The 24,335-nt window shown below is 61.8% G+C and carries 21 protein-coding genes; 16 read left to right on the top strand and 5 right to left on the bottom strand.

What is annotated here, in order from left to right; translation table 11 throughout:
* Positions 1–216 precede the first annotated feature (216 nt).
* Complete coding sequence (locus DWZ52_RS03325) at positions 217–3,120, top strand: ATP-dependent helicase (protein WP_118384907.1); 2,904 nt, start codon at positions 217–219, stop codon at positions 3,118–3,120.
* A gap of 291 nt (positions 3,121–3,411) precedes the next feature.
* Here DWZ52_RS03325 and manA read toward each other — a convergent pair whose 3' ends face one another.
* Both manA and DWZ52_RS03335 read right to left on the bottom strand, forming a co-directional pair.
* The gene (gene manA, locus DWZ52_RS03330; protein WP_369831831.1) at positions 3,412–4,344 is read right to left on the bottom strand and encodes a mannose-6-phosphate isomerase, class I; all 933 of its coding nucleotides are present in this window, start codon (positions 4,342–4,344) and stop codon (positions 3,412–3,414) included.
* A gap of 72 nt (positions 4,345–4,416) precedes the next feature.
* Positions 4,417–5,136, bottom strand: a complete 720-nt coding sequence (locus tag DWZ52_RS03335) for a GntR family transcriptional regulator (protein WP_117637077.1) — start codon at positions 5,134–5,136, stop codon at positions 4,417–4,419.
* 302 nt (positions 5,137–5,438) lie between these two features.
* Here DWZ52_RS03335 and DWZ52_RS03340 point away from each other — a divergent pair, with 302 nt between their 5' ends.
* From DWZ52_RS03340 to nhaA, 7 genes are all read left to right on the top strand, one after another.
* On the top strand, positions 5,439–6,839 hold the full coding sequence (locus DWZ52_RS03340; protein WP_117716271.1) for a glycoside hydrolase family 1 protein: 1,401 nt from the start codon (positions 5,439–5,441) through the stop codon (positions 6,837–6,839).
* Positions 6,840–6,959: 120 nt separating this feature from the next.
* Positions 6,960–8,303, top strand: a complete 1,344-nt coding sequence (locus tag DWZ52_RS03345) for a PTS sugar transporter subunit IIC (protein ID WP_117716272.1) — start codon at positions 6,960–6,962, stop codon at positions 8,301–8,303.
* A gap of 160 nt (positions 8,304–8,463) precedes the next feature.
* Complete coding sequence (locus DWZ52_RS03350) at positions 8,464–8,766, top strand: PTS sugar transporter subunit IIB (RefSeq protein WP_055285538.1); 303 nt, start codon at positions 8,464–8,466, stop codon at positions 8,764–8,766.
* A gap of 9 nt (positions 8,767–8,775) precedes the next feature.
* A complete protein-coding gene (locus tag DWZ52_RS03355) occupies positions 8,776–9,108 on the top strand; it encodes a PTS lactose/cellobiose transporter subunit IIA (RefSeq protein WP_199411192.1) in 333 nt (110 codons plus the stop codon).
* 239 nt (positions 9,109–9,347) lie between these two features.
* Positions 9,348–10,301 (top strand): ROK family protein, encoded by a 954-nt coding sequence (locus DWZ52_RS03360; RefSeq protein WP_233508985.1) that lies wholly within the window; start codon positions 9,348–9,350, stop codon positions 10,299–10,301.
* Between the two features lie 166 nt (positions 10,302–10,467).
* Positions 10,468–11,391, top strand: coding sequence for a manganese-dependent inorganic pyrophosphatase (locus DWZ52_RS03365; protein ID WP_006235927.1), 924 nt, complete (start codon positions 10,468–10,470; stop codon positions 11,389–11,391).
* 267 nt (positions 11,392–11,658) lie between these two features.
* Positions 11,659–13,017, top strand: a complete 1,359-nt coding sequence (nhaA, locus tag DWZ52_RS03370; protein ID WP_117640384.1) for a Na+/H+ antiporter NhaA — start codon at positions 11,659–11,661, stop codon at positions 13,015–13,017.
* 374 nt (positions 13,018–13,391) lie between these two features.
* On the opposite strand, the gene DWZ52_RS03375 is transcribed toward nhaA, so the two are convergent.
* Positions 13,392–13,646 (bottom strand): hypothetical protein, encoded by a 255-nt coding sequence (locus tag DWZ52_RS03375; protein ID WP_022093864.1) that lies wholly within the window; start codon positions 13,644–13,646, stop codon positions 13,392–13,394.
* A 149-nt stretch (positions 13,647–13,795) separates the two neighbouring features.
* Between DWZ52_RS03375 and DWZ52_RS03380 the strand changes: the two genes are divergently transcribed.
* The 7 genes from DWZ52_RS03380 (at position 13,796) to DWZ52_RS03410 (ending at position 20,748) form a co-directional block, all read left to right on the top strand.
* On the top strand, positions 13,796–15,100 hold the full coding sequence (locus DWZ52_RS03380) for an aminotransferase class I/II-fold pyridoxal phosphate-dependent enzyme (protein ID WP_117637072.1): 1,305 nt from the start codon (positions 13,796–13,798) through the stop codon (positions 15,098–15,100).
* 65 nt (positions 15,101–15,165) lie between these two features.
* Positions 15,166–15,480, top strand: a complete 315-nt coding sequence (locus DWZ52_RS03385) for an STAS domain-containing protein (RefSeq protein WP_117640383.1) — start codon at positions 15,166–15,168, stop codon at positions 15,478–15,480.
* A gap of 153 nt (positions 15,481–15,633) precedes the next feature.
* On the top strand, positions 15,634–16,206 hold the full coding sequence (locus tag DWZ52_RS03390) for a twin-arginine translocase TatA/TatE family subunit (RefSeq protein ID WP_158549333.1): 573 nt from the start codon (positions 15,634–15,636) through the stop codon (positions 16,204–16,206).
* Complete coding sequence (tatC, locus tag DWZ52_RS03395; protein ID WP_055285525.1) at positions 16,206–16,997, top strand: twin-arginine translocase subunit TatC; 792 nt, start codon at positions 16,206–16,208, stop codon at positions 16,995–16,997. Before DWZ52_RS03390 ends, tatC begins: the two co-directional genes overlap by 1 nt.
* Before the next feature lie 6 nt (positions 16,998–17,003).
* The gene (gene hypA / locus DWZ52_RS03400) at positions 17,004–17,360 is read left to right on the top strand and encodes a hydrogenase maturation nickel metallochaperone HypA (protein WP_117640381.1); all 357 of its coding nucleotides are present in this window, start codon (positions 17,004–17,006) and stop codon (positions 17,358–17,360) included.
* Between the two features lie 55 nt (positions 17,361–17,415).
* The gene (gene hypB / locus DWZ52_RS03405; protein ID WP_117640380.1) at positions 17,416–18,099 is read left to right on the top strand and encodes a hydrogenase nickel incorporation protein HypB; all 684 of its coding nucleotides are present in this window, start codon (positions 17,416–17,418) and stop codon (positions 18,097–18,099) included.
* Between the two features lie 54 nt (positions 18,100–18,153).
* Positions 18,154–20,748 carry a DNA topoisomerase I gene (locus DWZ52_RS03410; protein WP_118384908.1) on the top strand — a complete coding sequence of 865 codons (2,595 nt, stop codon included), beginning with the start codon at positions 18,154–18,156 and terminating at the stop codon, positions 20,746–20,748.
* A gap of 142 nt (positions 20,749–20,890) precedes the next feature.
* On the opposite strand, the gene DWZ52_RS03415 is transcribed toward DWZ52_RS03410, so the two are convergent.
* Positions 20,891–21,874: a zinc-ribbon domain-containing protein gene (locus DWZ52_RS03415; RefSeq protein ID WP_089572419.1), complete on the bottom strand. Its 984-nt coding sequence runs from the start codon at positions 21,872–21,874 to the stop codon at positions 20,891–20,893.
* A 403-nt stretch (positions 21,875–22,277) separates the two neighbouring features.
* A complete protein-coding gene (locus tag DWZ52_RS03420; protein WP_233524983.1) occupies positions 22,278–23,390 on the bottom strand; it encodes an IS110 family transposase in 1,113 nt (370 codons plus the stop codon).
* A gap of 261 nt (positions 23,391–23,651) precedes the next feature.
* Here DWZ52_RS03420 and tmk point away from each other — a divergent pair, with 261 nt between their 5' ends.
* Positions 23,652–24,335 carry a dTMP kinase gene (tmk, locus tag DWZ52_RS03425; RefSeq protein ID WP_117799792.1) on the top strand — a complete coding sequence of 228 codons (684 nt, stop codon included), beginning with the start codon at positions 23,652–23,654 and terminating at the stop codon, positions 24,333–24,335.

Raw genomic sequence — 24,335 nt, forward strand, 5'->3', positions numbered from 1 at the left:
TGCGATGTGGGGTGGGTAGGAGCGGTAGATATTCTATCCCTCCGGTGGTGCAGATTAACCTGACCCCATTACACCAAATCCGCTGGGGCAGGCCTGACAGTGGCGGACGGAGTCGTGGTGTGATTTGCGTTGGTGTCCGCGCGGCTCGGTATACTGGTACGGCTCAAACTATGGCGCTGCCCGCAGGCGCGCCGTCCGTCAGATGAGGAGTCGCCCATGACCCAGCCCTTGCCCTGGGAAAAGAACACCACGGTACCCGTGCCTCCCGCGCCGGAACCCGTGCCGCTCGATGTATACGTCGCCCCCGCTGCGCCGGAGCCCGAACTCGTCCCGCTCGACATCTACGACGCTCCCGCGCCGGCTCCTGCGCCCGCAAAGCCGTTTGTCGACATCGACAGCCTTAATCCCGCCCAGCGCGAGGCGGTGCTCACCACCGAGGGTCCGTTGCTGGTCCTCGCCGGCGCCGGCTCGGGCAAGACCCGCGTTTTGACCTTCCGCATCGCACATATGCTCGGCGACCTGGGCGTTAAGCCTTGGCAGGTTCTTGCCATTACGTTTACCAACAAGGCCGCGGCAGAGATGCGCGAGCGTCTGGCGGCGCTCATTCCCAGCGGCACCCGCGGCATGTGGGTGTGCACGTTCCACGCCATGTGCGTGCGTATGCTGCGCGAGGACGCCGATCTGCTGGGCTACACCGGGCAGTTCACCATCTACGATGACGACGACTCAAAGCGCATGGTGCGCGATATTATGCAGGCGCTCGGCATCGAGCAAAAGCAGTTCCCCATCAACATGATCCGCAGCAAGATCAGCTCGGCCAAAAACGCCATGATCGGTCCCGAGGATATGCTCAAGTCCGCCGATAGCCCCAACGACAAAAAGGCCGCGCAGGTCTACTTGGAGCTGGAGCGCCGCCTGCGCGCCGCCAACGCGATGGACTTCGACGACCTGCTCGTACGCGCGCTCGAGCTGCTGCGCACCCGCCCCGAGGTGCTCGACAAGTACCAGGAGCGCTTCCGCTACATTAGCGTCGACGAGTATCAGGACACCAACCACGTCCAGTACGAGATCGCCAACCTGCTGGCCGCCAAGTACCAAAACCTCATGGTCGTAGGCGACGATGACCAGTCCATTTACAGCTGGCGTGGCGCCGACATCACCAACATCCTGGACTTTGAGAAGGACTTTAAAAACTGCAAGACCGTCAAGCTGGAGCAGAACTACCGCTCCACGGGTCATATCCTGAGCGCCGCCAACGCCGTGGTGCGTCACAACTCGCAACGCAAGGACAAGCGCCTGTTTACGGCCGAGGGCGACGGCGAGAAGATCCAGGCCTTCCAGGCAAGCGATGAGCGCGACGAGGGCCGCTGGATTGCCGGCGAGATCGAAAAGCTGCACTCCAAGGGCACGAGCTACGACGACATCGCTGTGTTCTATCGCACCAACGCCCAGTCGCGTATTCTCGAAGATATGTTCCTGCGCGCGGGCGTGCCCTACAAGATTGTGGGCGGCACGCGATTCTTCGACCGTGCCGAGATCCGCGACGTCATGGCCTACCTCAAGATGATCGTGAACCCGGCAGACGAGATGAGCGTCAAGCGCGTCATCAACACGCCGCGTCGCGGCATCGGCTCCACCTCGATCCAAAAGATCGAGCAGCTTGCGCGCGGCAACCGTTGCTCGTTCTTCCAGGCCTGCGAGATCGCAACAGCCGAGACGGGCATGTTTAGCGCGAAGGTGCGCAACGGCCTGTCGAGTTTTGTGGCGCTGGTGCGCGAGGGCCGCCGCATGGACGGCGAGCTCAAGGACGTCGTCGAGATGATTGTCGACAAGACGGGCCTGCTGCAGGCGTTCCGCGCCGAGGGCACCATGGAGTCCGAGAGCCGCGCCGAGAACATCCAGGAATTCCTGGGCGTCGCTGCCGAATTTGAGGAGACGCACGAGGATATCGAGGGTACGCTCGAGAGCCTAGAAGAGCTGCGCGCAGCCGGTGTTGCCGACGTGCCTGCCGGCGCCGAGCCCGAGCCCGTCGTGGTGAGCGCGCCCGCGCCCGAACCGGGGCCGTCTGCACCGGTATCCTCGTTTGAGGCGCTCGTCGGCGCGCGCGATGCCGCAGGTTCCAATCCGCTCGATAGCCTAGCCGTCCCGGCGCTCTCGCCGCAGGATGCCTTGGCCGCCGCCATCGCGGGCAACGCGTATGCCACGCCGACGGAGCTGCCGGCGGGCGCTGTGCATGCCGACGAGATCGAGCGTACCTACGGTCCGCTCACCTGTAAGGCGCTACCGGCACTCATGGAGTGGCTGGCCCTGCGCTCCGACTTGGATTCCCTGGCCGGCGAGACGCACGCCATTACCATGATGACCATCCACTCCGCCAAGGGCCTGGAGTTCCCGGCGGTGTTCGTGGCCGGCATGGAGGAGGGCATCTTCCCGCACGTGCACGACTTTGGCGGCAGCGATGACCCGGGTAAGCTCGAGGAGGAGCGCCGCTTGGCCTACGTCGCTATCACACGCGCCCGTAAGCGCCTGTTCTTGACCTATGCCGCTACGCGTCGCACCTACGGCTCGACCTCTGCCAACCCGCGCTCGCGCTTCCTCAACGAGATTCCGTTTGAGGACATCGAGTTTAGCGGTATCGGTTCTGCCGGTTTTGAGGGCACGGGCTGGGAGAAGCGCGGCGACCGTCATGGCACCTTTGGCTCGGGCATGGGCTCGGATATGTACGGCGGCAAGGTGTTTGGCTCTCATACGCGCTCGACGGGCGGTTCCGCCTCGCGTGGTGGATCGAGCTTCGACGATTTCTTTGGCGGCAGCAGCTACGGGACCGAGCGTCATCGCGGGGTCTCGCCCGACGCCGGCCGTGTTGCCTCGACCTTTGGTTCGGGTGCGCCGCGAGCCAAAAAGCCATCGTCCAAGGTGTCGCCGACGGTGGAACGCAAGGTCGATCGCGCCAGTGCATCGCAGGACTTTGCCGCGGGCGATACCGTGAGTCACAAGACCTTTGGCACGGGTACCGTGATCTCGGTCGCGGGAGACATGATTGAGGTTCAATTCGAAAAGACCGGCCAGACCAAAAAGCTGATGAAGGGCTTTGCACCGATCGTTAAGCTGAATGCCTAACTGCGAGGTTGACCGGGCGCTCCGGGGGCTTTGGTCGCCTGCTCGGACAGTCCTGCTCGCACGGAGAGCACATTAAGTGCTCTCCGGCTCGTGCGGAACTCGCGATCGACCAAAGCCCCCGACGCGCCCTCTTCCTTGTGGCGTTTTAGCCTGCAGCTTGCGAACGTCGCTTTGCTCGTTCGCTTTTTGGTCTGGAGAGCCGGGTGGGCTGATAGAAAAATAGATGTGAGTAGGGGCTCTCCCGTGCATGGACGGGGGAGCCCCTTGTTTCGTTTTGGTTGTTATTGCGACCTAGAGGTGGCTGACGATCAGTTCCATCTTGCCTTCGAGGTCAATGGAGCTAACGGTGCTGGGGGCTAGCAGGTGGCTTCCCTTGTGGACGGGGTCGCCGCAGACGGTGCCTTCGCCGTCGATGACTGACAGGCACATGAAGGGCCAGCGCTGGTCGAGGGTTTTGCTGCCGTCGACGCGAACGCGATCGACGGTGTAGCAGGGGTTGGACTCGAGCTCAGTCACGCCGTCGACCTCGGGCGCGGTCACGGTGCCGTCGGTCGGAGCCTGGACATCAAAATCGATGCAGTCGAGGCTCTGCTCAATGTGCAGAGGGCGCAGCTTGCCGTCGGTGCCGGGGCGGTCGTAGTCGTACAGGCGATAGGTCACATCGCTCGACTGCTGCGTCTCCAAAATGAGCGTGCCGGTCTTGATGGCGTGCACGGTACCGGAATCAATCTGGAAAAAGTCGCCCTTGTGGATCGGCAGCACGTTGAGCATGTCGTCCCAGCGGCCGTCCTTGATCATCAGTGCGGCCTCAGCGCGATCCTTAGCGCGTTGTCCGACGATGATCGTGGCGCCGGGCTCGCAGTCCAGCACATACCAGCACTCGGTCTTGCCCAGGCTGCCGTTCTCGTGCTTCGCAGCGTATTCGTCGTTGGGATGAATCTGGATTGAAAGGTCGTCCTTGGCGTCCAGAATCTTAATGAGCAGCGGGAACTCCTTGCCCTCGCAGTTGCCAAAGAGCTCACGGTGCTCGGCCCACAGCCATGACAGCGTGTGACCGGCGTACGGGCCCTCCGCGATCTGGCAGTCGCCGTTGGGGTGGGCCGAGATGGCCCAGCACTCACCGATGGGGCCCTCGGGAATGTCGTAACCAAATACGGTTTCGAGCTGGCGGCCGCCCCAGATCTTCTCGTGGAAGATCGGCGTCAGTTTAATCAAGTCGGACATGTGCATACTCCCATAAGGTTGTGCGGGTGCCGCGTAAGACAGCTCAAAACGAGCACCCACCGGATTGCAAAACTAGGCCAGCGTTACGTTGTGCAGCTCAAAGCGGTCGCCTACGTTGTGCGAGATAGAATATTCAAACGCGGTGCCGCTATCCAAGAAGCCAATCTGGTTGAGTTCGAGCAGGGGAGAGCCGGGTTTGGTATCCAGGCGCTCAGCCTCTTCCTCAGTTGCCGCGACAGCGCGAATGGTGCGATGGAAGCTCGAAATCTTCAGCCCGCATTGCTCGCGGATAAAGCCGTAGACCGATCCGTACAGGTCCTTCTTTTTAAGGCCCGGGATCAGTTCGAGCGGCATATAGGTGTACTCGATGACGATGGGCTTCTCGTCGACCTGGCGCACGCGCACGATGTGATAGGCGAAGTCATCCTCGGCCATTCCCAGCTGGGTCGCAACCTCTGCCGGCGGATTGACGATCGAGAAATCGTAGACCACCGAGGTCACCTTTTCCCCGCGGTGCTCATACGAAAAGCCCTGGGCACGGTCGTTCTTGCCTTGAAAAAACACCTGGCCGGGAAGTCCCGCCGTGTCCTTGACGTAGGTGCCCGATCCGCGCCGGCTGGTAATAAGGCCTTCCTCGGTGATCTGCTCAATCGCTCGTTTGACGGTGATTTTGGAAACGCCATAGAGCTCACAGAACTCAACGACGGTGGGCAACTTATCGCCCGGTTTAAGTGCGCCGTCCTCGATGCTTCGACGGATATCTGCAGCTATCGCCTCGTATTTGGGAATCATGCAATCCTCCCTTCATATTTGCGTCGATATTTAGAAAGTATACCTACTTAGAAAGCATCCATATGGCTTTCATGAAAGAAGTTCGATAAAGAAAAATGAAAAAGACGCTTTACATAGAAAATTAGAGCGCTATAGTTACAGACAACAAGCGAGATGCATTGGCGTTTCCTTGTACTGTTTGGGGACGGCTTTGTTTTGGCGGGTTGGATATCGGTATGACCGGTGCGCGCCCGCGCCGGATAACCTGCCAAAGCAAACCCGTCTCCAACCGGAAGCTCTAGAACACGAAAGCGAGGACTTTGATGGCACAGTATCAGCTGCCCCGTGACTTCTTTTTTGGCGCTGCTATGTCCGGCCCGCAGACTGAGGGTCAGTGGAACCAGGGCGGCAAGCTCGAGAACCTGTGGGACACCTGGTCCATCCAGGATCTGGGTTCGTTCTACAACTGCGTTGGCTCTTATGCCGGCAATGACTTTATGGCCAAGTACCAGGAAGACTTTCGCATTTTGAAGGACTTGGGCCTGAATACCTATCGCACTTCCATCCAGTGGAGTCGTCTGCTCGATGCCGACGGCAACCTTAATGGGGAGGGCGCTGCATGGTATCACGAGCTGTTCCGCGCCTCTCGCGAGGCCGGCCTGGAGCCGTTTGTCAACTTGTACCACTTTGACATGCCCACCTACCTCTTTAACCGCGGCGGCTGGGAGAGCCGTGAGGTCGTCGAGGCTTACGCGCATTACGCCGACGTCGCCTTCCACGAGTTTGGCCAGGAGATTAAGTACTGGTTCACCTTTAACGAGCCCATCGTCGAGCCCGAGCAGCGCTATCAGGAGGGTGTGTGGTTCCCGCAGCTCCACGACTTCAACCGCGCCCGCACCGTGCAGTATCACATCTCGCTGGCGCACGCGCTGGCCGTGGCCAACTATCGTCGCGCCTATGACGAGGGCGCTATTCGCGCCGATGCCAAGATCGGCATGATCAACTGCTTTACCCCGGTCTACACCAAGGAGAACCCCAGCGAGGCAGACCTCGAGGCCGTGCGTATGACCAGCGGCATCAACAACCGCTGGTGGCTTGACCTCATTACCAAGGGCGAGCTCCCTGCCGACGTGCTCGAAAGCCTGGCCGAGGGCGGCGTTAAGCTCCCGTTCCGCGCCGGCGACCAAGAGATTCTTAAGCAGGGTGTTGTCGACTGGCTCGGCTGCAACTACTACCACCCCACGCGCGTTCAGGCGCCGGCGAGCAAGATTGACCAGTACGGCCTGCCGCACTTTGCCGACGAGTACGTGTGGCCCGACGCCGTTATGAACGAGAGCCGCGGCTGGGAGATCTACCCGCAGGGCCTCTACGACTTTGGCATGGACTGCGCCAAGAACTACCCCGATCTTGAGTGGTTCGTTTCCGAGAACGGCATCGGCATCATGGACGAATACAAGAACCGTGACGCCGAAGGAACCATCCAGGATGACTACCGCGTCGACTTTGTACGTCAACACCTGGAGTGGGTTGCCAAGGCAATTGCCGAGGGCGCCAAGTGCCGCGGATACCATTATTGGGCCGTCATCGATAACTGGTCTTGGGCGAACGCCTTTAAGAATCGCTATGGCTTTGTCGAGGTCGATTTGATGGATGGTTATAAGCGCCGTCTTAAGAAGTCGGCGGCCTGGCTCAAACAGGTCGCCACGACCCACGTGGTTGATTAGCGATCGGGCGAACGCCCAGACCGCGCGCCGCCGCGCGCAACACATGGCACATCTGGTGGCAGAGGGCGACAGACCACCGTGCGCATAGGAAAAGGCCGGATTTGAAAGTTAGGAGCAATCATGGCCAGTGACAACGGAAAGAGCTTCCTCGACAAGTTTGCCGAGGTCTCTGCGAAGGTGGGAAACCAGGTTCACCTGCGTTCCCTGCGTGACGCCTTCGCGACCATCACGCCGCTCTATATCCTTGCGGGTATCGCGGTTCTTATTAACAACGTCGTGTTCCCCCTGTTCCCGCTCGATGCGGCGGGCCTTGCCAATCTTCAGACGTGGGGTTCGGCAATTACGCTGGGCACCCTCAACGTCTCTGCCATTATCTTGGCCGGATTGATTGGCTACAGCCTCGCTAAGAACAAGCGTTTCGATAACCCGCTTGCTTGCGTGGTCGTCGCTATCTCTGCTTTCGTCATCATGATGCCGCAGCAGGTCACCGCCACGCTTGCCGCCACGAGCCCGCTGCTCACCGACAAGATCACCTCCGCCGAGGTCACGGGCGCCCTTTCGACTGCCAACACCGGCACCAACGGTCTGTTCTCGGCTATTATCATCGCCCTGCTTTCCGTCTCGCTCTTCATCAAGATTTCTGGCGTCGAGAAGCTCAAGGTTAAGCTGGGCGAGGGCGTGCCTCCCGCGGTCTCCAACTCCTTCAACGTCATGATCCCGATGCTGCTCAACCTCGCGATCTTCGCTCTTGCCGCAGCCCTGCTCGCCGTGTGCGCCGGCACCGATCTGTGCACCATCATCTCCACGTGCATCTCCAACCCGCTCAAGAGCATCATGAACGCCGGTCCGTGGGCTGTTATCCTCATCTACACCCTTGCTAACCTGCTGTTCTGCGTCGGTATTCACCAGTCCACCATCTCTGGCGCTACCGTCGAGCCGATCCTGACCATGCTCATCGTCGACAACATGGCTACCTTTGCCGCCGGTGGCACCATCCAGCCCGATCACTACATGAACATGCAGATCGTTAACAGCTTCGCCCTCATCGGCGGCTCGGGCTGCACCCTCATGCTTCTGCTCGACACGCTCCTGTTCTCCAAGAACAAGGCTTCCGAGACCGTTTCCAAGATGGCTATCCTGCCTGGTCTGTTCAACATCAACGAGCCGGTTATCTACGGTTACCCCATCGTGTACAACCTGCCGCTCATGATTCCGTTTGTCCTTCTTCCCGATCTGTTCATCGGCATCACCTATGGCCTTACCTGCGCAGGCATCATCAGCCCCTGCATCGCCCAGGTGCCCTGGACTATGCCTCCCGTCATCAATGCCCTGCTCGCTACGGGCTTTGACTGGCGCGCCGGCGTGTGGCAGGCTCTCGAGATTGTCATTGGCATGGCCGTCTACCTGCCCTTTATGAAGATTTCCGAGAAGGCAATCGCCAAGCAGGAGGCTCTCGCCGAGTAGAACGCCTAACGTTCGTCCCTTTCACCGCTGCGGGCGCCGGTACGCGGTGCCGGTGCCCGCAGCTCTCTCCCTTGTGTAAAGACGCAGGGGTTGGGCACAATAGCCGCAAGGAATAAAACCAGTCGTCGTCTGCGCGCCGCGCAGTTATAAGGAGGAAACCATGAAGAAGATCATGCTCTGCTGCAATGCCGGTATGTCCACGAGCCTGCTGGTCCAGAAGATGCAGGCCGAGGTTGCAAACCGTGGTCTGGATATCGAGATCGAGGCTCGTCCCATGAACGAGGCCCACGATCACCTGGACGAGTGCGACATGTTGTTGCTTGGCCCGCAGATCGGCTACACCAAGGGCGATTTTGAGAAGGAGGCCGCCGGTCGTTTCCCGGTCGAGGTCATCAACATGGTCGACTATGGCCGCATGAACGCTGCCGGCATCATCGACCACTGCGTCAGCGTGATGGGCTAGGTGCTCCGCATGGAGGATATGAACGAGTTGCAGATGACCTGCTTCGAGATCATCAGCTACGTCGGTACCGCCAAGAGCATGTACATCAATGCCGTGCAAAAGGCCAAGGAGGGCGATTTTGACGCTGCCGAGGAGCTTATCAAGCAGGGCGACGAGGCCTATAACGGTGGCCACGATGTCCATATGGGGCTCCTTAAAAAGGAGGCCAACGGCGAGCGTAACGGCGAGGCCCCGCTGATTCTGCTGCATGCCGAGGACCAGATGGCAGGCACCGAGACCATGCGCGTCATGGCGACGGAGCTCATCGAGATCCACAAGCAGCTGCAGGCACTTAAGGCCTAGTCGGCGTTATCGCCGCGACGGACCGTGCGGTCCAACAGACAACAGAGCCCCTTTGACGGGCGCCGGGAGTCTCCGCCTCCCGGCGCCTTTTTTTGGGGATGGTCTTGCGCGGTCTGTTGAGCGGTTAATTGCGTTTCCCCAGATAAAACCTGCCAAAACAAACCTGTCCCTTTTTGGTAGGTTTTTGCCTTGGGAGCGGTACCATACTGGCAATGTTTAAACGAGAAAGGTGGGCTCCCATGGAACCTAAGCAGTACTACATCGGCATTGACGTCGGCGGCACTTCGGTCAAGGAGGGTCTGTTCGACGAGGACGGCAACCTGCTGGCCAAGGCCAGCGTGCCTACGCCTCCTATCGTTGACGCCGCGGGCTTTGCCGCGGTGACCGAGGCTATCGACCAGGTGGTCGCCAAGGCTCAGATTCCGCGTGCCTTTGTGGCGGGCATTGGTCTGGCCGTTCCGTGCCCCATCCCGGCATCGGGCGATGCCAAGGTCAAGGCCAACATTGCCATTAACCTGCCCGAGCTGAGAGTCGCCATTCAGGAGCACTGCCCCGACGCGGTCGTTAAGTACGAGAACGATGCCAACGCCGCTGCCATGGGCGAGGCCTGGCTCGGCTCTGCCAAGGGCGTGCAGAACGTGGTGATGGTCACCATCGGTACCGGCGTGGGCGGCGGCGTTATCGTTAACGGCGACGTGGTATCGGGTGTTGTGGGCGCCGGCGGCGAGATTGGCCACATGTGCCTGAACCCGGCCGAGGAGCGCACCTGTGGCTGTGGCGGCCATGGCCACCTGGAGCAGTATTCCAGCGCCACCGGCGTGGTGAGCAACTACCTTGCCGAGTGCAAGAAGGCGGGCGTCGAGCCCATCGAGCTCACCGGCCCCTCCGATTCCAAGGACGTGTTCCAGGCCTGCCGCGAGGGTGACAAGCTCGCGCTTGCCGCGGCCGATACCATGGCCGACTATCTCGGCCGCGCACTGGCGCTTATTGCCAACGTGGTTGATCCCGAGATGTTCCTCATCGGCGGCGGCGCCTCCGCCTCGGCCGATGTCTACCTCGACAAGGTTCGCGAGCACTTTAAGCAGTACGCGCTTTCCGCCTCGCGCGAGACACCCATCAATGTCGCTTCGCTCGGAAACGACGCCGGCATCATCGGTGCCGCCTACGTAGCCCTGCGCGCCGCCGGTAAATAGCTGGTGCAAGGGGGACAGGTTACTTTGCACCAACATGGTGCAAAAGGGACAGCCTTGGCCCCCGTGCCTGCCCCAATTTGTGCCGCGGCCCTTCCATCTCATAGGGTTCGGCGTCAGCGTGCTACCATAGCTACGTCCAAGTACACATATCAAGTGGAGGATATCCATGGCAAACGTTCTTGTCTTTGGTCACCAGAACCCCGATAACGACGCCATCATGAGCGCCGTCGTCCTGTCCCAGCTGCTCAACCAGGTTGAGTATGCCGGCAACACCTACGAGGCCTGCGCCCTTGGTCAGCTTCCGGCCGAGTCCGCCAAGCTGCTCGCCGACGCCGGCATCGCCGAGCCCCGCGTGATCGAGTCCGTCGAGGCCGGTCAGCTCGTCGTCCTCACCGACCACAACGAGTCCGCCCAGTCCGTCGCCGGCCTTAAGGACGCCACGGTCTTTGGCGTTGTCGACCATCACCGCATCGGCGACTTCGAGACCGCCGGCCCGCTGCACTACATCTGCCTACCCTGGGGTTCCAGCTGCACCATCGTCACCAAGCTCGCCGGCGTGCTCGGCGTTGAGCTTTCCGATGTCCAGGCCAAGCTGCTGCTCTCGGCCATGATGACCGATACGCTCATGCTCAAGAGCCCCACCACCACCGATGTCGACCGCGCCGTCGCCGCCAAGCTCGGCGAGCAGGTGGGCGTCGACCCGGTCAAGTTTGGCATGGAGGTCTTCCTCACTCGTCCGTCCGGCTCCTTCACCGCAGCCGAGATGGTCGGCAACGACATCAAGATGTTCGAGCCTGCCGGCAAGAAGCTGCTCATCGGCCAGTACGAGACCGTCGACAAGAGCCGTGCGCTTGGCATGATTGACGAGATCCGCGAGGCCATGCGCGCCTACGCCGCCGAGAAGGGTGCTGACGGCATCGTCCTGTGCATCACTGACATCATGGAGGAGGGCTCGCAGGTCCTGCTCGAGGGCGAGACTGAGGCCGCTCAGAAGGGCCTGGGCATTGCCGACGAGCACGACGGCGTCTGGATGCCGGGTGTCCTCTCCCGTAAGAAGCAGGTCGCTGCCCCCATCATGGCCGCCTGCTAGGTTTAGTTGACCAAACGCTACGACCGGATCGCGGACGCCCCGCGCTCCGGTCGTTTTTTGTGCACGGTGCCGCGTCGTCTTTTGGACAGGCGTGCCCGTGCCGTTGAACAAATAATGTTCAACCTGTGGTTCCGCTTTTCGGCCATGCCTGCGTGCTTGTCGTGCAGGGTAGGCTAGATGCAAGCGTAATACGTTAGAGCGCGGCGCCGCCACTTGGGCGGGCCGTGCTTTTTTAAGACGGGAGCTTTCCCGTGAAAGGAGCCGCCCATGGCAGCAACTGAGCAGCTGTTCAACGTTCGTGAGCGCAAGCGTTTTGAGCGCCACGACATTTGGGAGCGCATCGCCGAGAACGGCACGATTTCCGCCGCCGTTATGGTCTTCGCCGCCATCGCCGCCGTCATTTGCGCCAATACCGATGCCTACGAGGCCATCCATCACTTTTTGGAGACCCCGCTGTATGTGGGTCTGGGCAACCTTACGGCCGGTCTCACCGTCGAGCTATTCGTCAACGACTTCCTCATGGCGATTTTCTTTTTGCTGGTGGGCATTGAGCTCAAGTATGAGATGACGGTCGGCGAGCTCAAAAACCCGCGCCAGGCTATGCTTCCCATGCTGGCGGCCGTGGGCGGCGTCGTCGTTCCCGCCTGCATCTACTTGATCTTCAACCATGCTGGCGCCCGCAGCGGTTGGGCCATTCCCATGGCAACCGATATTGCCTTTGCGCTGGGCGTGCTGTCGCTTTTGGGCAATCGCGTGCCCAACGGCGTGCGCGTGTTCTTCTCGACGCTCGCCATCGCCGACGACCTCATCTCCATCGCCGCCATCGCCATCTTCTACGGTCAGAGCCCCAATCCGTTTTGGTTGGGCGCCGCCGCGCTTGTGACCTGCGCGCTCGTGTGGCTCAACAAGACGCAGCACTACCGCCTTGCCCCGTATTCGGTACTGGGTCTGCTGTTGTGGTTCTGCATGTTCAAGAGCGGCGTGCACGCTACGCTTGCTGGTGTCATCTTGGCCTTTACCATCCCGGCCAAGTGCGGTGTCAAGCTCGATAGCCTCACCGATTGGTTGGGCGAGTGCCTGCCGCTGCTCGATGATCGCTACGACGACGAGGCGCACATCCTGGGCCAGCATGACTTTACCGTCTCGACCACCAAGGTCGAGCGCGTCATGCACCGCGTGACCCCGCCGCTCATCCGCATGGAGCGTCTGATCTCCACGCCGGTCAACTTCGTGATCCTGCCGATCTTTGCGTTCGTGAACGCGCAGGTTCGCCTGGTGGGCGTGGACATGAGCACGCTGCTCACCGACCCGGTGACGCTCGGCGTGTACTTTGGCATGCTGCTGGGCAAGCCGATCGGTATCTTTGGCATGACGTTTGCCCTGGTTAAACTCAAGATTTCCGAGTTGCCGCATAATGTCAACTGGCACATGATCGCCGGTGTGGGCATTCTGGGCGGTATCGGCTTTACCATGTCGATTCTCATCAGCGGCCTTGCTTTCCCGACGGCCCAGTTTGAGGTTCTTGCAGCCAAGGCCGCTATTCTCGCCGGTTCGGTCACCGCAGCCGTGCTCGGCATGATCTACATGAGCGTGGTCTGCAAGCATCCCTCGCCCAAAGACGAGTAAGAGCGCGAAAACCGGCTCCAGAACCGATTCGGGCGCGTTCAAAATGCGGATTCGGGCGGTGCTTGCCGCCTGCCAGACACGCCAGTGGTCAAAAAAACGCCGTTTGTGAGTACTGTCACAAACGGCGTATCATTTTAGGTGCGGAAAATAATGAACAAAGTTATAAGAACTGTACGTTAATGAGTGACCATCGACTTCCAATTTGGCGCTAGCTGACGGTGATTAGGAAGTTTCAAGTCGAGTTTTGCCGATTTCGACCAAGAATCGCTGCTACTAAAAAGGTAACAGTACTCATATTTGCCCTTTTTTGGCCACAAGCTCTAAAACAAGCCTCGCCAAGGTCGGGAAGCGGGCCAAATCGCCGGCCTCGAGGCTTATTCCACCGTTCCGTAGACGGCGCCCCAGCCGTGGGCGGCCAAGGCGGAGTTGAGCTGGTCGCAAAGTGACTGGCGGTCGTAGTAGCCGGGCGGCAAAAGATTCACGATCTCCATGAGGTCGGGCGCCAGGTCCAAGATTTCGGCCTGTACGATCAGATCCAGGCGGTCGATGGCGTGGCGGTCGTAAAACAGTCCGTCGACCAGGCGCTGCAAGTCGCCGAATTCCTCGGCCTGAAACGATCCGTACTCCATAGTGCCTCCTTGGGCGCCCCACGCCGGCATGCGCGGCGATTCGTAATTGATTGCGATGAACTTAATCTATCACGGCTTCATAACGTTGCGGCGGTGGCGGTCTATACTTAGACGAACTGCAACGTACCGCTTCGCGAAAGGTCGCACCCATGCAGACGATCTACCAGAAGATGGAAACCACCGAACTCGATGCCGCCATCGAGGCGCTCAAAGCCGAGGTCGCCGAGGTCAAGGCCAAGGGCCTGGCGCTCGACATGGCCCGCGGCAAGCCGTCGCCCTCCCAGGTGGACATCTCGCGCCCCATGCTCGATATCCTCAATGCCGACGCCGATCTGCACGACGGCAACGTCGATTGTTCCAACTACGGCTGCTTTGAGGGCATTCCCTCGGCACGCAAGCTGGCAGGGGAGTTCCTGGGCTGCCCCGCCGAGCAGACGCTCGTGCTGGGTTCGTCGAGCCTTTTGATCGAGCATGACATCGCCGGCATGTTCTGGCGTTGTGGCTCGTGCGGCAGCGAGCCCTGGGACGCCTACGAGGCCGCGCACGACGGCAAGAAGGTCAAGTTCCTGTGCCCTGTTCCCGGCTACGATCGCCACTTTGGCATCACCGCCGATCTGGGCATCGAGAACGTCCCCGTCGCGATGACCGACAACGGCCCCGACATGGACGAGATCGAGCGCCTGGTTGCCGCCGACGATTCCATCAAGGGTATCTGGTGCGTGCCCAAGTATTCCAACCCCACGGGCATCACCTTTAGCGAGGACACTGTGCGCCGCTTGGTCGAGATGCCCACGGCCGCGCCCGATTTCCGCATCTTCTGGGACAACGCCTACTGCGTGCACGACCTGTACGACGAGACCGACGAGCTCGCAAACATCTTTGACCTCGCTCGCGCGGCGGGCACCGAGGATCGCGTGGTGGCCTTTGCCTCGACGTCCAAGATCACCTTCCCGGGCGCCGGCATCGGCTTTATCGGTGCGAGCCCCGCGGTCATCGCCGAGTTCTCCAAGCGCCTGAAGGCCGGCCTCATCAGCGCCGACAAGCTCAACCAGCTGCGTCACGTGCGCTTCCTTCCCACCATCGAGGCGGTCAAGGAGCACATGAAAAAGCATGCCGAGTTCCTGCGCCCGCGCTTTGAGTCCGTCGAGCGCAAGCTCACCGAGGGCTTGGGCGACACGGGCTGTGCCACCTGGACGCATCCCCGCGGCGGCTACTTTGTGAGCTTCGATGGTCCCGAGGGCTCGGCCCAGAAGGTCGCCGCGCTTTGCGCCGACCTGGGCGTCAAGCTCACGCCGGCAGGTGCCACCTGGCCTTATGGCAAGGATCCGCGCGACACCAACATCCGCATCGCGCCGAGCTATCCCACGGTCGAGGACCTGGAGGCCGCGCTCGATGTGCTGGTGCTGGCCGTCAAGCTCGTCGCTGCCGAGCTTGCGCGTGCCGAGCGCGCCTAGCGAGTATGGCCCCGCAAGTCCGGCCCAGTACTATCCGCACTTTCGATACGTAAAGGAGCGTATACATGGATTTGGGTATTTCCACCAACCCCACGCCAGAGCTCTACACCATTAAGGTGACCGGTGAGATCGATATCTCTAACGCCGATAGCCTGCGCAATGCCATCGACCTGGCGCTCGAGCAGCCCACTGAGGCCGTTGAGCTCGATTTTGCCCAGGTGAGCTACATCGATTCGACGGGCATTGGCGTGCTCGTGGGCGCCGTGCACCACGCGGTCGACCACGGTAAGCGCTTTAGCTGCACCAATGTGCAGCCTCCGGTGATGCGCGTGGTTCAGCTGTTGGGTGTCGACCAGGAGATTTCGATCACCGCTGCATAATCTTGGCCCCCAAAAGGGCGTGCCGTTTGGCATATGTTTGTGATGCGCTCGGACGTTTTGGCGTCCGGGCGCTATACTTGACCGAATGAATAGACGAGTTCCGGCCGAATGGCGCGGTGCGGGCTCGACTCACATCGAGCCTTGGAGGTATGTGTGTTTGGTATTGGAGAGGGTGAGCTCGCGATCATCGTGGTCTTCGGCTTTTTGCTGTTTGGCCCGGATAAGCTCCCGCAGATGGGCCGCACGATCGGCCGTGCCATCCGTCAGTTCCGCGAGACGCAGGAAAAGATGACGGCCGTTGTTCAGTCCGAGATTATCGATCCGGTAAGCGAGGCCGCGTCGGCGCCGGTCAAGCCCAAGAAGGCCGCTGCGACCGACGACGATTCCGATGCGGACGAGGAAGCCGCCGAGACGGCTGCGCCAGCAAAGAAGGAGACCTTCGCCGAGCGCCGTGCCCGCCTTGCTGCCGAGAAGGCTGCAAGCGAGGGTGCCGCTGAGGGCGAGGCCGCTGCCGAGGAGGCCGAGAGTGCAGAGCCCGCCGCCGCTGTCGAGCCCGAGCCTGCTGCAGAGCCCGAGCCCGAGCCCGAGCCGGCAGAGCCCACGACGGCTGACCTCTACGCCCGTCGTCCCCGCAAGCGCAAAGCCGTCGCCGACCAGCTCGCTCGCGAGCTCGAGGCCGAGGACGACACTGCTGCCGCCGATGCCCCGAAGGGAGGCGATGAGTAATGCCTATCGGACCTGCGCGTATGCCGCTCTTCGATCACCTGGGAGAGCTCCGTCGCCGCCTGACCATCGTGGTCGTGTCGGTGTTTGCCGCCGCCATCGTGCTGTACTTTGCCACGCCCGTGGTACTCGATATCCTCGAGGATCCCATCCGCTCGTTTGTGCCGGACGGTAAGTTCTACATCACCACCACGCTCGGCGGTTTTGGCCTGCGCTTCTCGCTGGCCATCAAGATGGCCGTGGTCATGTGCACGCCCATGATCATCTGGCAGATTCTGGCATTTTTCCTGCCGGCACTGCGCCCCAACGAGCGTAAATGGGTCGTACCCACGGTGCTCGCCTCGACGGTGCTGTTCTTCTTGGGCGCCATCTTCTGCTACTTCATCATTATCCCGGCGGGCTTTGAGTGGCTCATCGGCGAGACTTCGGCCGTCGCCACGGCGCTGCCCGACCTGGAGAACTACGTCAACATGGAGCTGCTCTTTATGATCGGCTTTGGTGTGGCGTTTGAGCTGCCGCTCATCATCTTCTACCTGTCCGTTTTCCACATCGTGTCCTATGCGGCCTTCCGCAGCGCCTGGCGCTACGTGTACGTAGGCCTGCTCGTGGGTTCGGCTGTGATTACGCCCGACGGCTCGCCCGTTACGCTGGGTCTCATGTATGGCGCCCTGCTCTCGCTCTACGAGATTTCGCTCGCCATCGCTCGCGTGGTCATTACCGCGCGCGAGGGCAAGGAGGGCCTGTTCGTGAGCCGTCTGGACCTGTTCTCGGACGACGAGGACGACGAGGAGTAAATCGGTATGCACGAGGTTGGCATTGTCAACGGCATACTCGATACAGTGATTCGCGCGGCGCGTGGGGCGGGGGCCTCGCGCGCCGTTTTGGTAACGCTGCGTATCGGGGATATGACCGAAGTTGTGCGCGAGGCGCTCGACTTTGCGTGGGAGACGTTTCGCGACGATGACCCGCTCACGCGCGGCTGCGAGCTTGCCGTGGAGGAGGTCCATCCACAAAGCGAGTGTCTGGACTGCGGCGAGGTTTTCGACCACGATCGCTTCCACTGTCGCTGTCCCCAGTGTGGTGGTGCCAACGTGCGCCTACTGCACGGCCGCGAGCTCGATATCGCAAGTATCGAAATCGAAACCCCCGACGATTAGCCCGCTAGCCATCTGGTGATGGGGTATAAAGGGGCCAAAGTAAGGAGCGCTAAGTATGGCCGAGAAAACGATTGATATTGCGTCGCCGATTCTGTCGCGCAACGAGCGCCTGGCAGATCAGCTGCGTCAGCGATTTGAGCAGACGAACACCTACGTGATCAATGTGCTGTCGAGCCCCGGCTCGGGTAAGACCACCACGATTCTGGGCACCAACGAGCGCCTGCGTGACAAAGCCGGCCTGCGCTGTGCCGTCATCGAGGGCGATATCGCCTCGGATGTCGACGCCATCACCATGAAGGAAGCCGGCATGCCCGCCATCCAGATCAACACGGGCGGCCTGTGCCACCTCGAGGGCAACATGATCATGGAGGCCGTCGACGCCTTCGACCAGGCCGTCGGTCTGGAGAACATCGACGTCATCTTTATCGAAAACGTGGGTAACCTGGTCTGCCCGGTCGACTTTGACCTGGGCGAGAACCTGTCCATCATGATTCTCTCGGTGCCCGAGGGCGACGACAAGCCCATCAAGTACCCGGGCATCTTCCAACACGCCGGCGCGCAGCTGCTCAACAAGGTCGACGTGGCTCCGGCTTTCGATTTTGACATGGATAGGTATACTAAGACACTCGATGACCTCAATCCGCAAGCGCCGCGGTTTGCCGTGAGCGCGCGCAAGGGCGAGGGCATGGATGCCTGGTGCGATTGGCTCATCGGGCAGATTGAGCAAGCAAGGGCGTAAGTCGGCCGCCATACGGGCGGGCGTAGCCGCAGAGATACGAGATAGGAGCCTCTTTTGAAGCTCATCATCGCCGAGAAAAACGACGCCGCGCGTCAGATCGCCGAGCGTCTGTCCACGGGCAAGCCCAAAAAGGACAAGGTGTACAACACCGCCATCTACCGTTTTGAGTGGAAGGGCGAGGAGTGCGTGACGATCGGCCTTGCCGGTCACATCCTTGCGCCCGATTTTTGCGACAGCGTGCTGTTCGATAAAAAGCTGGGCTGGTATTCGGTCACCGAGGACGGCGAGATGCTGCCGGCCGACATGCCCGATGGCCTGGCTCGTCCGCCCTACGACACCAAGCGCAAGCCGTTTCTTGCCGACGGTATCTCCATCAAGGGCTGGAAGCTCGAGAGCCTGCCCTATCTCACCTGGGCGCCCGTCATTAAGCTGCCGGCAGAGAAAGAGCTCATTCGCTCGCTCAAGAACCTCGCCAAAAAGTCCGACAGCGTCATCATCGCCACTGACTTCGATCGCGAGGGTGAGCTGATCGGCTCGGACGCCCTCAACAAGGTGCGCGAGGTCGCGCCGGACTTGCCGGTCGCCCGCGCCCAGTATTCTTCGTTTACCAAGGCCGAGATCACGCAGGCCTTCGATAATCTTGTCTCGCTCGACCAGAATCTGGCCGACGCCGGCGAGAGCCGCCAGCACATCGACCTCATTTGGGGCGCGGTGCTCACGCGTTACCTGACGCTCGCCAAGTTTGGCGGCTTTGGCAACGTGCGCTCCGCCGGCCGCGTGCAGACGCCGACGCTCGCCCTGGTGGTCGAGCGCGAACGCGAGCGCATGGCGTTTGTGCCCGAGGACTATTGGCAGATTCGCGGCATGGGTGCCGCGCAGGGTGCTGCCGAGGACGACCGCTTTAAAATTGCGCACAAGACGGCGCGTTTTACCGATAAAGATGCTGCCGAGACGGCGTACGGCCACGTCGACGGCGCTACGACGGCGACCGTCGCCGCGGTGACCAGGCGCTCCCGCAAGCAGCAGCCGCCCACGCCGTTCGCGACGACCTCGCTGCAGGCTGCCGCCGCGGCCGAGGGCATCTCGCCTGCGCGTACGATGCGCATCGCCGAGTCCCTCTACATGGCGGGCCTCATCAGCTATCCGCGTGTCGACAACACCGTGTACCCTGCGACGCTCGATCTGGGCGCCGTGGTGAGCGACCTGGCAAAGATCAACCCGGCGCTGGCGCCCGTGTGCAAAAAGGTACTCGCCGGCCCCATGAAGCCCACGCGCGGCAAGGTCGAGACCACCGACCACCCGCCCATCTACCCCACGGGCGAAGGCGATCCGTCCACGCTCGATGGCGGCCAGCGTAAGCTCTACGACCTCATCGCCCGCCGCTTCCTGGCGACGCTTATGGGTCCCGCGACCATCGAGAACACCAAGCTCGAGCTCGACGTGAGCGGCGAGCCGTTCGTGGCCTCGGGCGACGTGCTCGTGACCCCGGGCTTCCGCGAGGCGTACCCGTACGGGCTCAAGCGCGACGAGCAGATGCCGCCGCTTGAGCAGGGCGATACGGTCGACGTGTTCGACATTAAGCTCGAGGCCAAGCAGACCGAGCCGCCCGCGCGCTACAGCCAGGGCAAGCTCGTGCAGGAGATGGAGAAGCGTGGCCTGGGCACCAAGTCCACGCGCGCGAGCATCATCGAGCGCCTGTATGCCGTGCGCTATCTCAAAAATGATCCCGTTGAGCCGAGCCAGCTGGGCATCGCCATCATCGACGCGCTGACGCAGTTTGCCCCGCGCATCACGAGCCCCGATATGACCAGCGAGCTCGACGGCGACATGACCCGCGTGGAGCGCGGCGAGGACACCGAAGAGCATGTCGTGACGCACTCGCGTGCGCTGCTGGCCGGCGTGCTCGACGAGCTGCTCAAGCATACGCAGGAGCTGGGCGATGCCATCAGCGACGCCGTCACGGCCGATGCGCGCGTGGGCGCCTGCCCCAAGTGCGGCAAGGACCTGGTTATGAAGACGAGCGCCAAGACCCGCGGCAGCTTTATCGGCTGCATGGGCTGGCCCGACTGCGACGTGACCTATCCGGTGCCGAGCGGCGTCAAGGTGAGCCCGCTCGAGGGCGAGGCCGCCGTGTGCCCCGAATGCGGTGCGCCGCGCATTAAGTGTCAGCCGTTCCGCCAGAAGGCTTTCGAGATCTGCGTGAACCCGACGTGCCCCACCAACTACGAGCCCGACCTTAAGGTGGGCGAGTGCAAGGTGTGTGCCGAGGCCGGACGCCATGGCGACCTGATCGCGCACAAGAGCGAGAAGAGCGGCAAGCGCTTTATCCGCTGCACCAACTACGATGACTGCGGCGTGAGCTATCCGCTGCCGGCGCGTGGCAAGCTCGAGGCGACGGGCGAGACCTGTCCCGAGTGCGGCGCCCCCATCGTGGTGGTCAACACGGCGCGCGGTCCGTGGCGTATCTGCGTCAACATGGACTGCCCGACCAAGGAGAAGAAGCCCGCCCGCGGTCGCAAGACCACAACCAAGGCGAGCACGGCAAAGAAGACGACGGCGGCCAAGAAGACGACGGCTAAGAAAGCCACTGCCGCCAAGAAGACGACCGCGAAGAAGTCGACTGCCAAGAAAACAGCCGCCGACAAGTAACGGCGCAGTCGAAACATTGCCCAAAAAAACGAGCGAGGACCCCGCGATCCTCGCTCGTTTTTTTGACCGGCAGTTAGGGATGTTCTTTTTCTGCCGGCAGTTTAGGAACGTCCCTAACTGCCGGCTCGGGAACGACAAAGCGCTAGTTCACCTCGACAGGCTTGGCGCCGGGATAGCGCTCCTCAAAGTCTAGGCGGTACTTATTGTCATTGGTGCCCGCCACGTTGTCGCGCGACAGCGGCGCCACGATCTCATTCTTGTGGTCCGCAGGCTTGGCGTATTTCAGGCTGATCTCCCAGGCATCACAGATTGCGTCAATGCGGTGATCCAGGTCGTCGTACAGGGCGATGATGTCCTTCCAGGAGCTGTAGTTCTTGGAGCTCGTCGGGACGTCCAGGTCCTCGACGATGTCGTAATACTGCTCGATGGTGTCCTCCGTGCGCTCGGCGACGTCGGCGAGATTTTGACGGGTGGTTCGATCCTCTTCCAGATAGTTGCCGTTGAAGTTCTGCGCGCAGCCACGGACCTGGCTGTCGAGATCTTCGAGCAGGTCGTAGTATTCGCTCAGGCGGCGGTAGAGGTTCTGCTCAGAGAGCGTTGCTTCGCCGCCATCCTCGTCGTCATCATCGTCATCGTCGTAAAGGCTATTGGGATCGCCGAGAGGCTCAAGGTCATCATCGTCAACATCGTGGTGCAGCTTGGTAACCTCGGCGGTCGTCTGCGTACCGGCGTTGTCGAAAGGCTTGATCACAAAGAAAATGACCAGGGCGATGATGATCGCCACCAGCACAACGATAACGGCGATAAGCGGCCCGGTGCCGCTCTTTTTGGAAGCGGGGGTCTGTGGCGAAGCGGGCGCGTATGCGGGAGCCGGCTGCTGTTGGGGCGAGCCGCTCGCGACGGGTATGCGCTGCGTGGTCTCGACGGCCTCGGTCCTTGCGGCGGGGTCGGGGCTATAGGCGAGGGGGTCGTCCGCCTTGGCTTGCGGCGCATCAAGGGAGCCGGTCTGCTCAAAAGCGGGCTGGCTATCGCTCGCGGCTGTTTGCTCAACGGGTGCACCGCACGAGGTGCAGAACTTGGCATCATCTGCAAGACGCTTGCCGCACGAGGCGCAATACCGAGACATTGCCACTCCTTTCGCCACATTTCAATGCAATACGACGATTATACCCAGCGTACAAAAAAGCCGGCAGTTGGGGACGTTCCTTTTAATATGAGCAGGACATTGTCAAGAGGCAAAATCGGGCCTGGCCCCAACGATATGGGGTCAGGCCCTCTCCCTATATCAACCCGTCCGCGGCGACCTCGGCGTGTCTTACCGACGCTCGTCTTTGCAGTTTAATATCCGCCCGTGGCGATCTCTCGCTGGGCAATCCGTTGCTACGGCTGAGGCTTCTACGTCGAACCGACAGTCTGTGCACGCGTGTGGCGCCCTGGGCGCTCGCAGAAAAGGGACCTGAGGTTCGCCTCAACGGCTTCGGATCGAACCGCTTCCGGGGTGACTGGCTTATGTGCGGGGGACCGCCCCCCTACGCCCCCTCGGCCATGAGGCCGACCGCCCACACCCAGCAGGCGAGCTCGCGCGCCGTGGCGACGTTCGCCTTGCTGCCGTGGACCCCGCGCGCGAGCAGCGCCTCCCGCCTCTCGACCAGCCTCCGCACGCCCTTGGCGGCATGCCTCCGGGCGCCCCGGTCCGGGGCCTGGCCCTTGGCGAGGTCCTTCGGCCGCCCCGAGCACGTCAGGTAGTGCCACGCGGCCTCGACCAGCGTCTTCCTCAGGTGCTTGTTGCCGGCCTTGGTGATCGCGCCCCTGCGGTCGCTCTCCCCGCTGGAGTGCTCGGAGGGCGTCAGGCCGACCCATGCCGCGAACGAGCGGGCGTTCCTGAACCTCGAGAACTCGCCGGCCTCGAACACGAGGTCGGCGGCGGAAGCGGTGTCGACGCCCTTGAGGCAGCGCAGGGAGTCGACCCTCTTCCGCCACCTGGGCTTGCGGGCCTCGGCCTCGACGAGCCCCTCGAGCCTCGCCTTCTCCTCCGCCGCCCGCCTGACCGCGTCGACGTAGTAGGCGAGCGCGTCGTTGTCGGCCCCCTCCGCGAACCTAATCGACTCGATCCAGGACCAGTGCGCCCGGGTCCAGTTGCCCTTCCTGCGGCCGGTGGGCGTCCTCTCGCCGAAGACGAGCCCGTGCCTTAGCAGGAACTTGGAGAGCCGCTGCTTCGAGCGCGAGAGGTCGTCCCTCGCGTCCTCGAGCGCCCTGGTCAGGTCGCGGGCGGCCTCGCACTCGTCGTCGGGGACCCACACCTCGACCACGTTGCCGACCGACAGCATGCGGGCGAGGAACTCGGCGTCGTTGCGGTCGTTCTTCCTGCGCCTGTCCGCGCTGGGCTTGATCATCTTCGAGACGGCGCCGACCACGCAGTCGACCCCCAGGCCGGAGAGCCTCTTCTGCAGGTCGAAGCCCGTGACCCCGGACTCGTACACGCACCTGGCCCCGGGGTCCACGGAGCGGACCCACTCCGCGACGGCGCCGGCGTCGTAGCCGAAGGTCGCGCAGCGCACCTCCCCGGTCATGACGTCGAGGGAGACGGCCTTTATCGAGCGGGCGTGGACGTCGAGGCCGACGAAGGTGGTAGTATCGAGCATGGGAGCCCCTTCCATGAATGCGGCGTGGCCGCCGCGGCTGAATTAGACACTCACCATTGTCGGCCTAATCCGCGGTCTTTCATGCAGCAGGGGCTCTCAATGTTTTATGTCCTGCTCATATCGTCTGTGCCGGCAGTTTAGGAACGTCCCCAACTGCCGCCCCAAACGACTAGGTCGGATTTGGGGTGCACCGGACGCTGGGGTATCATGGCTTGGTTGATATATCTGCATTTACGCGCCTTGTAGGAAGGGGCTGCGCCCATGGCTTTTGAGCCCGCTCAACATAGCTTCATTACGCTCGAGGGCGTCGATGGCGCCGGCAAGTCCACGCAGGCGCGCCTGCTTGCCCGCGCGCTCGAACTCGCTGGCTATCAGGTTGTGAGCCTGCGCGAGCCGGGCGGCACTGCCATCAGCGAAAAGATTCGCGCCCTGCTGCTCGACCCTGCCAACACGACGATGGGCGATACCTGCGAGCTGTTGCTCTACGAGGCTGCGCGTGCCCAGCTGGTGCACGAGGTCATCGCGCCCGCCCTCGCTGCCGGCAAGGTGGTCCTGTGCGATCGCTTCTACGATTCCACGACCTGCTACCAGGCATTTGCCGATGGGCTCGACCGCCAGATGGTGCGCGACGCCAACAACCTGGCCGTCGCGGGAACGCACCCGGCGCTCACACTCGTCTACCACATCACGCCCGAGCAGGCGGCGCTGCGCATGGCAGCCCGTGGCGCGGCAGATCGCATGGAGGCTAAGGGCATGGCATTCCAGGAGCGTGTCTACGAGGGGTTTTGCGCAATTGCTGCCGAGGAGCCAGACCGCGTAAAGCTCATCGACGCCACTACGACCGTCGAGGAAGTCTTCGAGAAGACGGTCGAGCAGGTTCGCGCGTACGGTCTCGACATTCCGCAGGAAGCCGTCGCCGCCGCGCTTGCCAAGGAGGCCGAGTAA

It is taken from the genome of Collinsella sp. AF33-16 (assembly GCF_003475325.1).
Taxonomy (GTDB): Bacteria; Actinomycetota; Coriobacteriia; order Coriobacteriales; family Coriobacteriaceae; genus Collinsella.

What these genes read in the sequence shown, in the direction of transcription:
- DWZ52_RS03325 (WP_118384907.1), top strand. Translation starts at nt 217, where the DNA reads ATGACCCAGCCCTTGCCCTGGGAAAAGAACACCACGGTACCCGTGCCT.
- manA (WP_369831831.1), bottom strand. Translation starts at nt 4,344, where the DNA reads ATGTCCGACTTGATTAAACTGACGCCGATCTTCCACGAGAAGATCTGG.
- DWZ52_RS03335 (WP_117637077.1), bottom strand. Translation starts at nt 5,136, where the DNA reads ATGATTCCCAAATACGAGGCGATAGCTGCAGATATCCGTCGAAGCATC.
- DWZ52_RS03340 (WP_117716271.1), top strand. Translation starts at nt 5,439, where the DNA reads ATGGCACAGTATCAGCTGCCCCGTGACTTCTTTTTTGGCGCTGCTATG.
- DWZ52_RS03345 (WP_117716272.1), top strand. Translation starts at nt 6,960, where the DNA reads ATGGCCAGTGACAACGGAAAGAGCTTCCTCGACAAGTTTGCCGAGGTC.
- DWZ52_RS03350 (WP_055285538.1), top strand. Translation starts at nt 8,464, where the DNA reads ATGAAGAAGATCATGCTCTGCTGCAATGCCGGTATGTCCACGAGCCTG.
- DWZ52_RS03355 (WP_199411192.1), top strand. Translation starts at nt 8,776, where the DNA reads ATGGAGGATATGAACGAGTTGCAGATGACCTGCTTCGAGATCATCAGC.
- DWZ52_RS03360 (WP_233508985.1), top strand. Translation starts at nt 9,348, where the DNA reads ATGGAACCTAAGCAGTACTACATCGGCATTGACGTCGGCGGCACTTCG.
- DWZ52_RS03365 (WP_006235927.1), top strand. Translation starts at nt 10,468, where the DNA reads ATGGCAAACGTTCTTGTCTTTGGTCACCAGAACCCCGATAACGACGCC.
- nhaA (WP_117640384.1), top strand. Translation starts at nt 11,659, where the DNA reads ATGGCAGCAACTGAGCAGCTGTTCAACGTTCGTGAGCGCAAGCGTTTT.
- DWZ52_RS03375 (WP_022093864.1), bottom strand. Translation starts at nt 13,646, where the DNA reads ATGGAGTACGGATCGTTTCAGGCCGAGGAATTCGGCGACTTGCAGCGC.
- DWZ52_RS03380 (WP_117637072.1), top strand. Translation starts at nt 13,796, where the DNA reads ATGCAGACGATCTACCAGAAGATGGAAACCACCGAACTCGATGCCGCC.
- DWZ52_RS03385 (WP_117640383.1), top strand. Translation starts at nt 15,166, where the DNA reads ATGGATTTGGGTATTTCCACCAACCCCACGCCAGAGCTCTACACCATT.
- tatC (WP_055285525.1), top strand. Translation starts at nt 16,206, where the DNA reads ATGCCTATCGGACCTGCGCGTATGCCGCTCTTCGATCACCTGGGAGAG.
- hypA (WP_117640381.1), top strand. Translation starts at nt 17,004, where the DNA reads ATGCACGAGGTTGGCATTGTCAACGGCATACTCGATACAGTGATTCGC.
- hypB (WP_117640380.1), top strand. Translation starts at nt 17,416, where the DNA reads ATGGCCGAGAAAACGATTGATATTGCGTCGCCGATTCTGTCGCGCAAC.
- DWZ52_RS03415 (WP_089572419.1), bottom strand. Translation starts at nt 21,874, where the DNA reads ATGTCTCGGTATTGCGCCTCGTGCGGCAAGCGTCTTGCAGATGATGCC.
- DWZ52_RS03420 (WP_233524983.1), bottom strand. Translation starts at nt 23,390, where the DNA reads ATGCTCGATACTACCACCTTCGTCGGCCTCGACGTCCACGCCCGCTCG.
- tmk (WP_117799792.1), top strand. Translation starts at nt 23,652, where the DNA reads ATGGCTTTTGAGCCCGCTCAACATAGCTTCATTACGCTCGAGGGCGTC.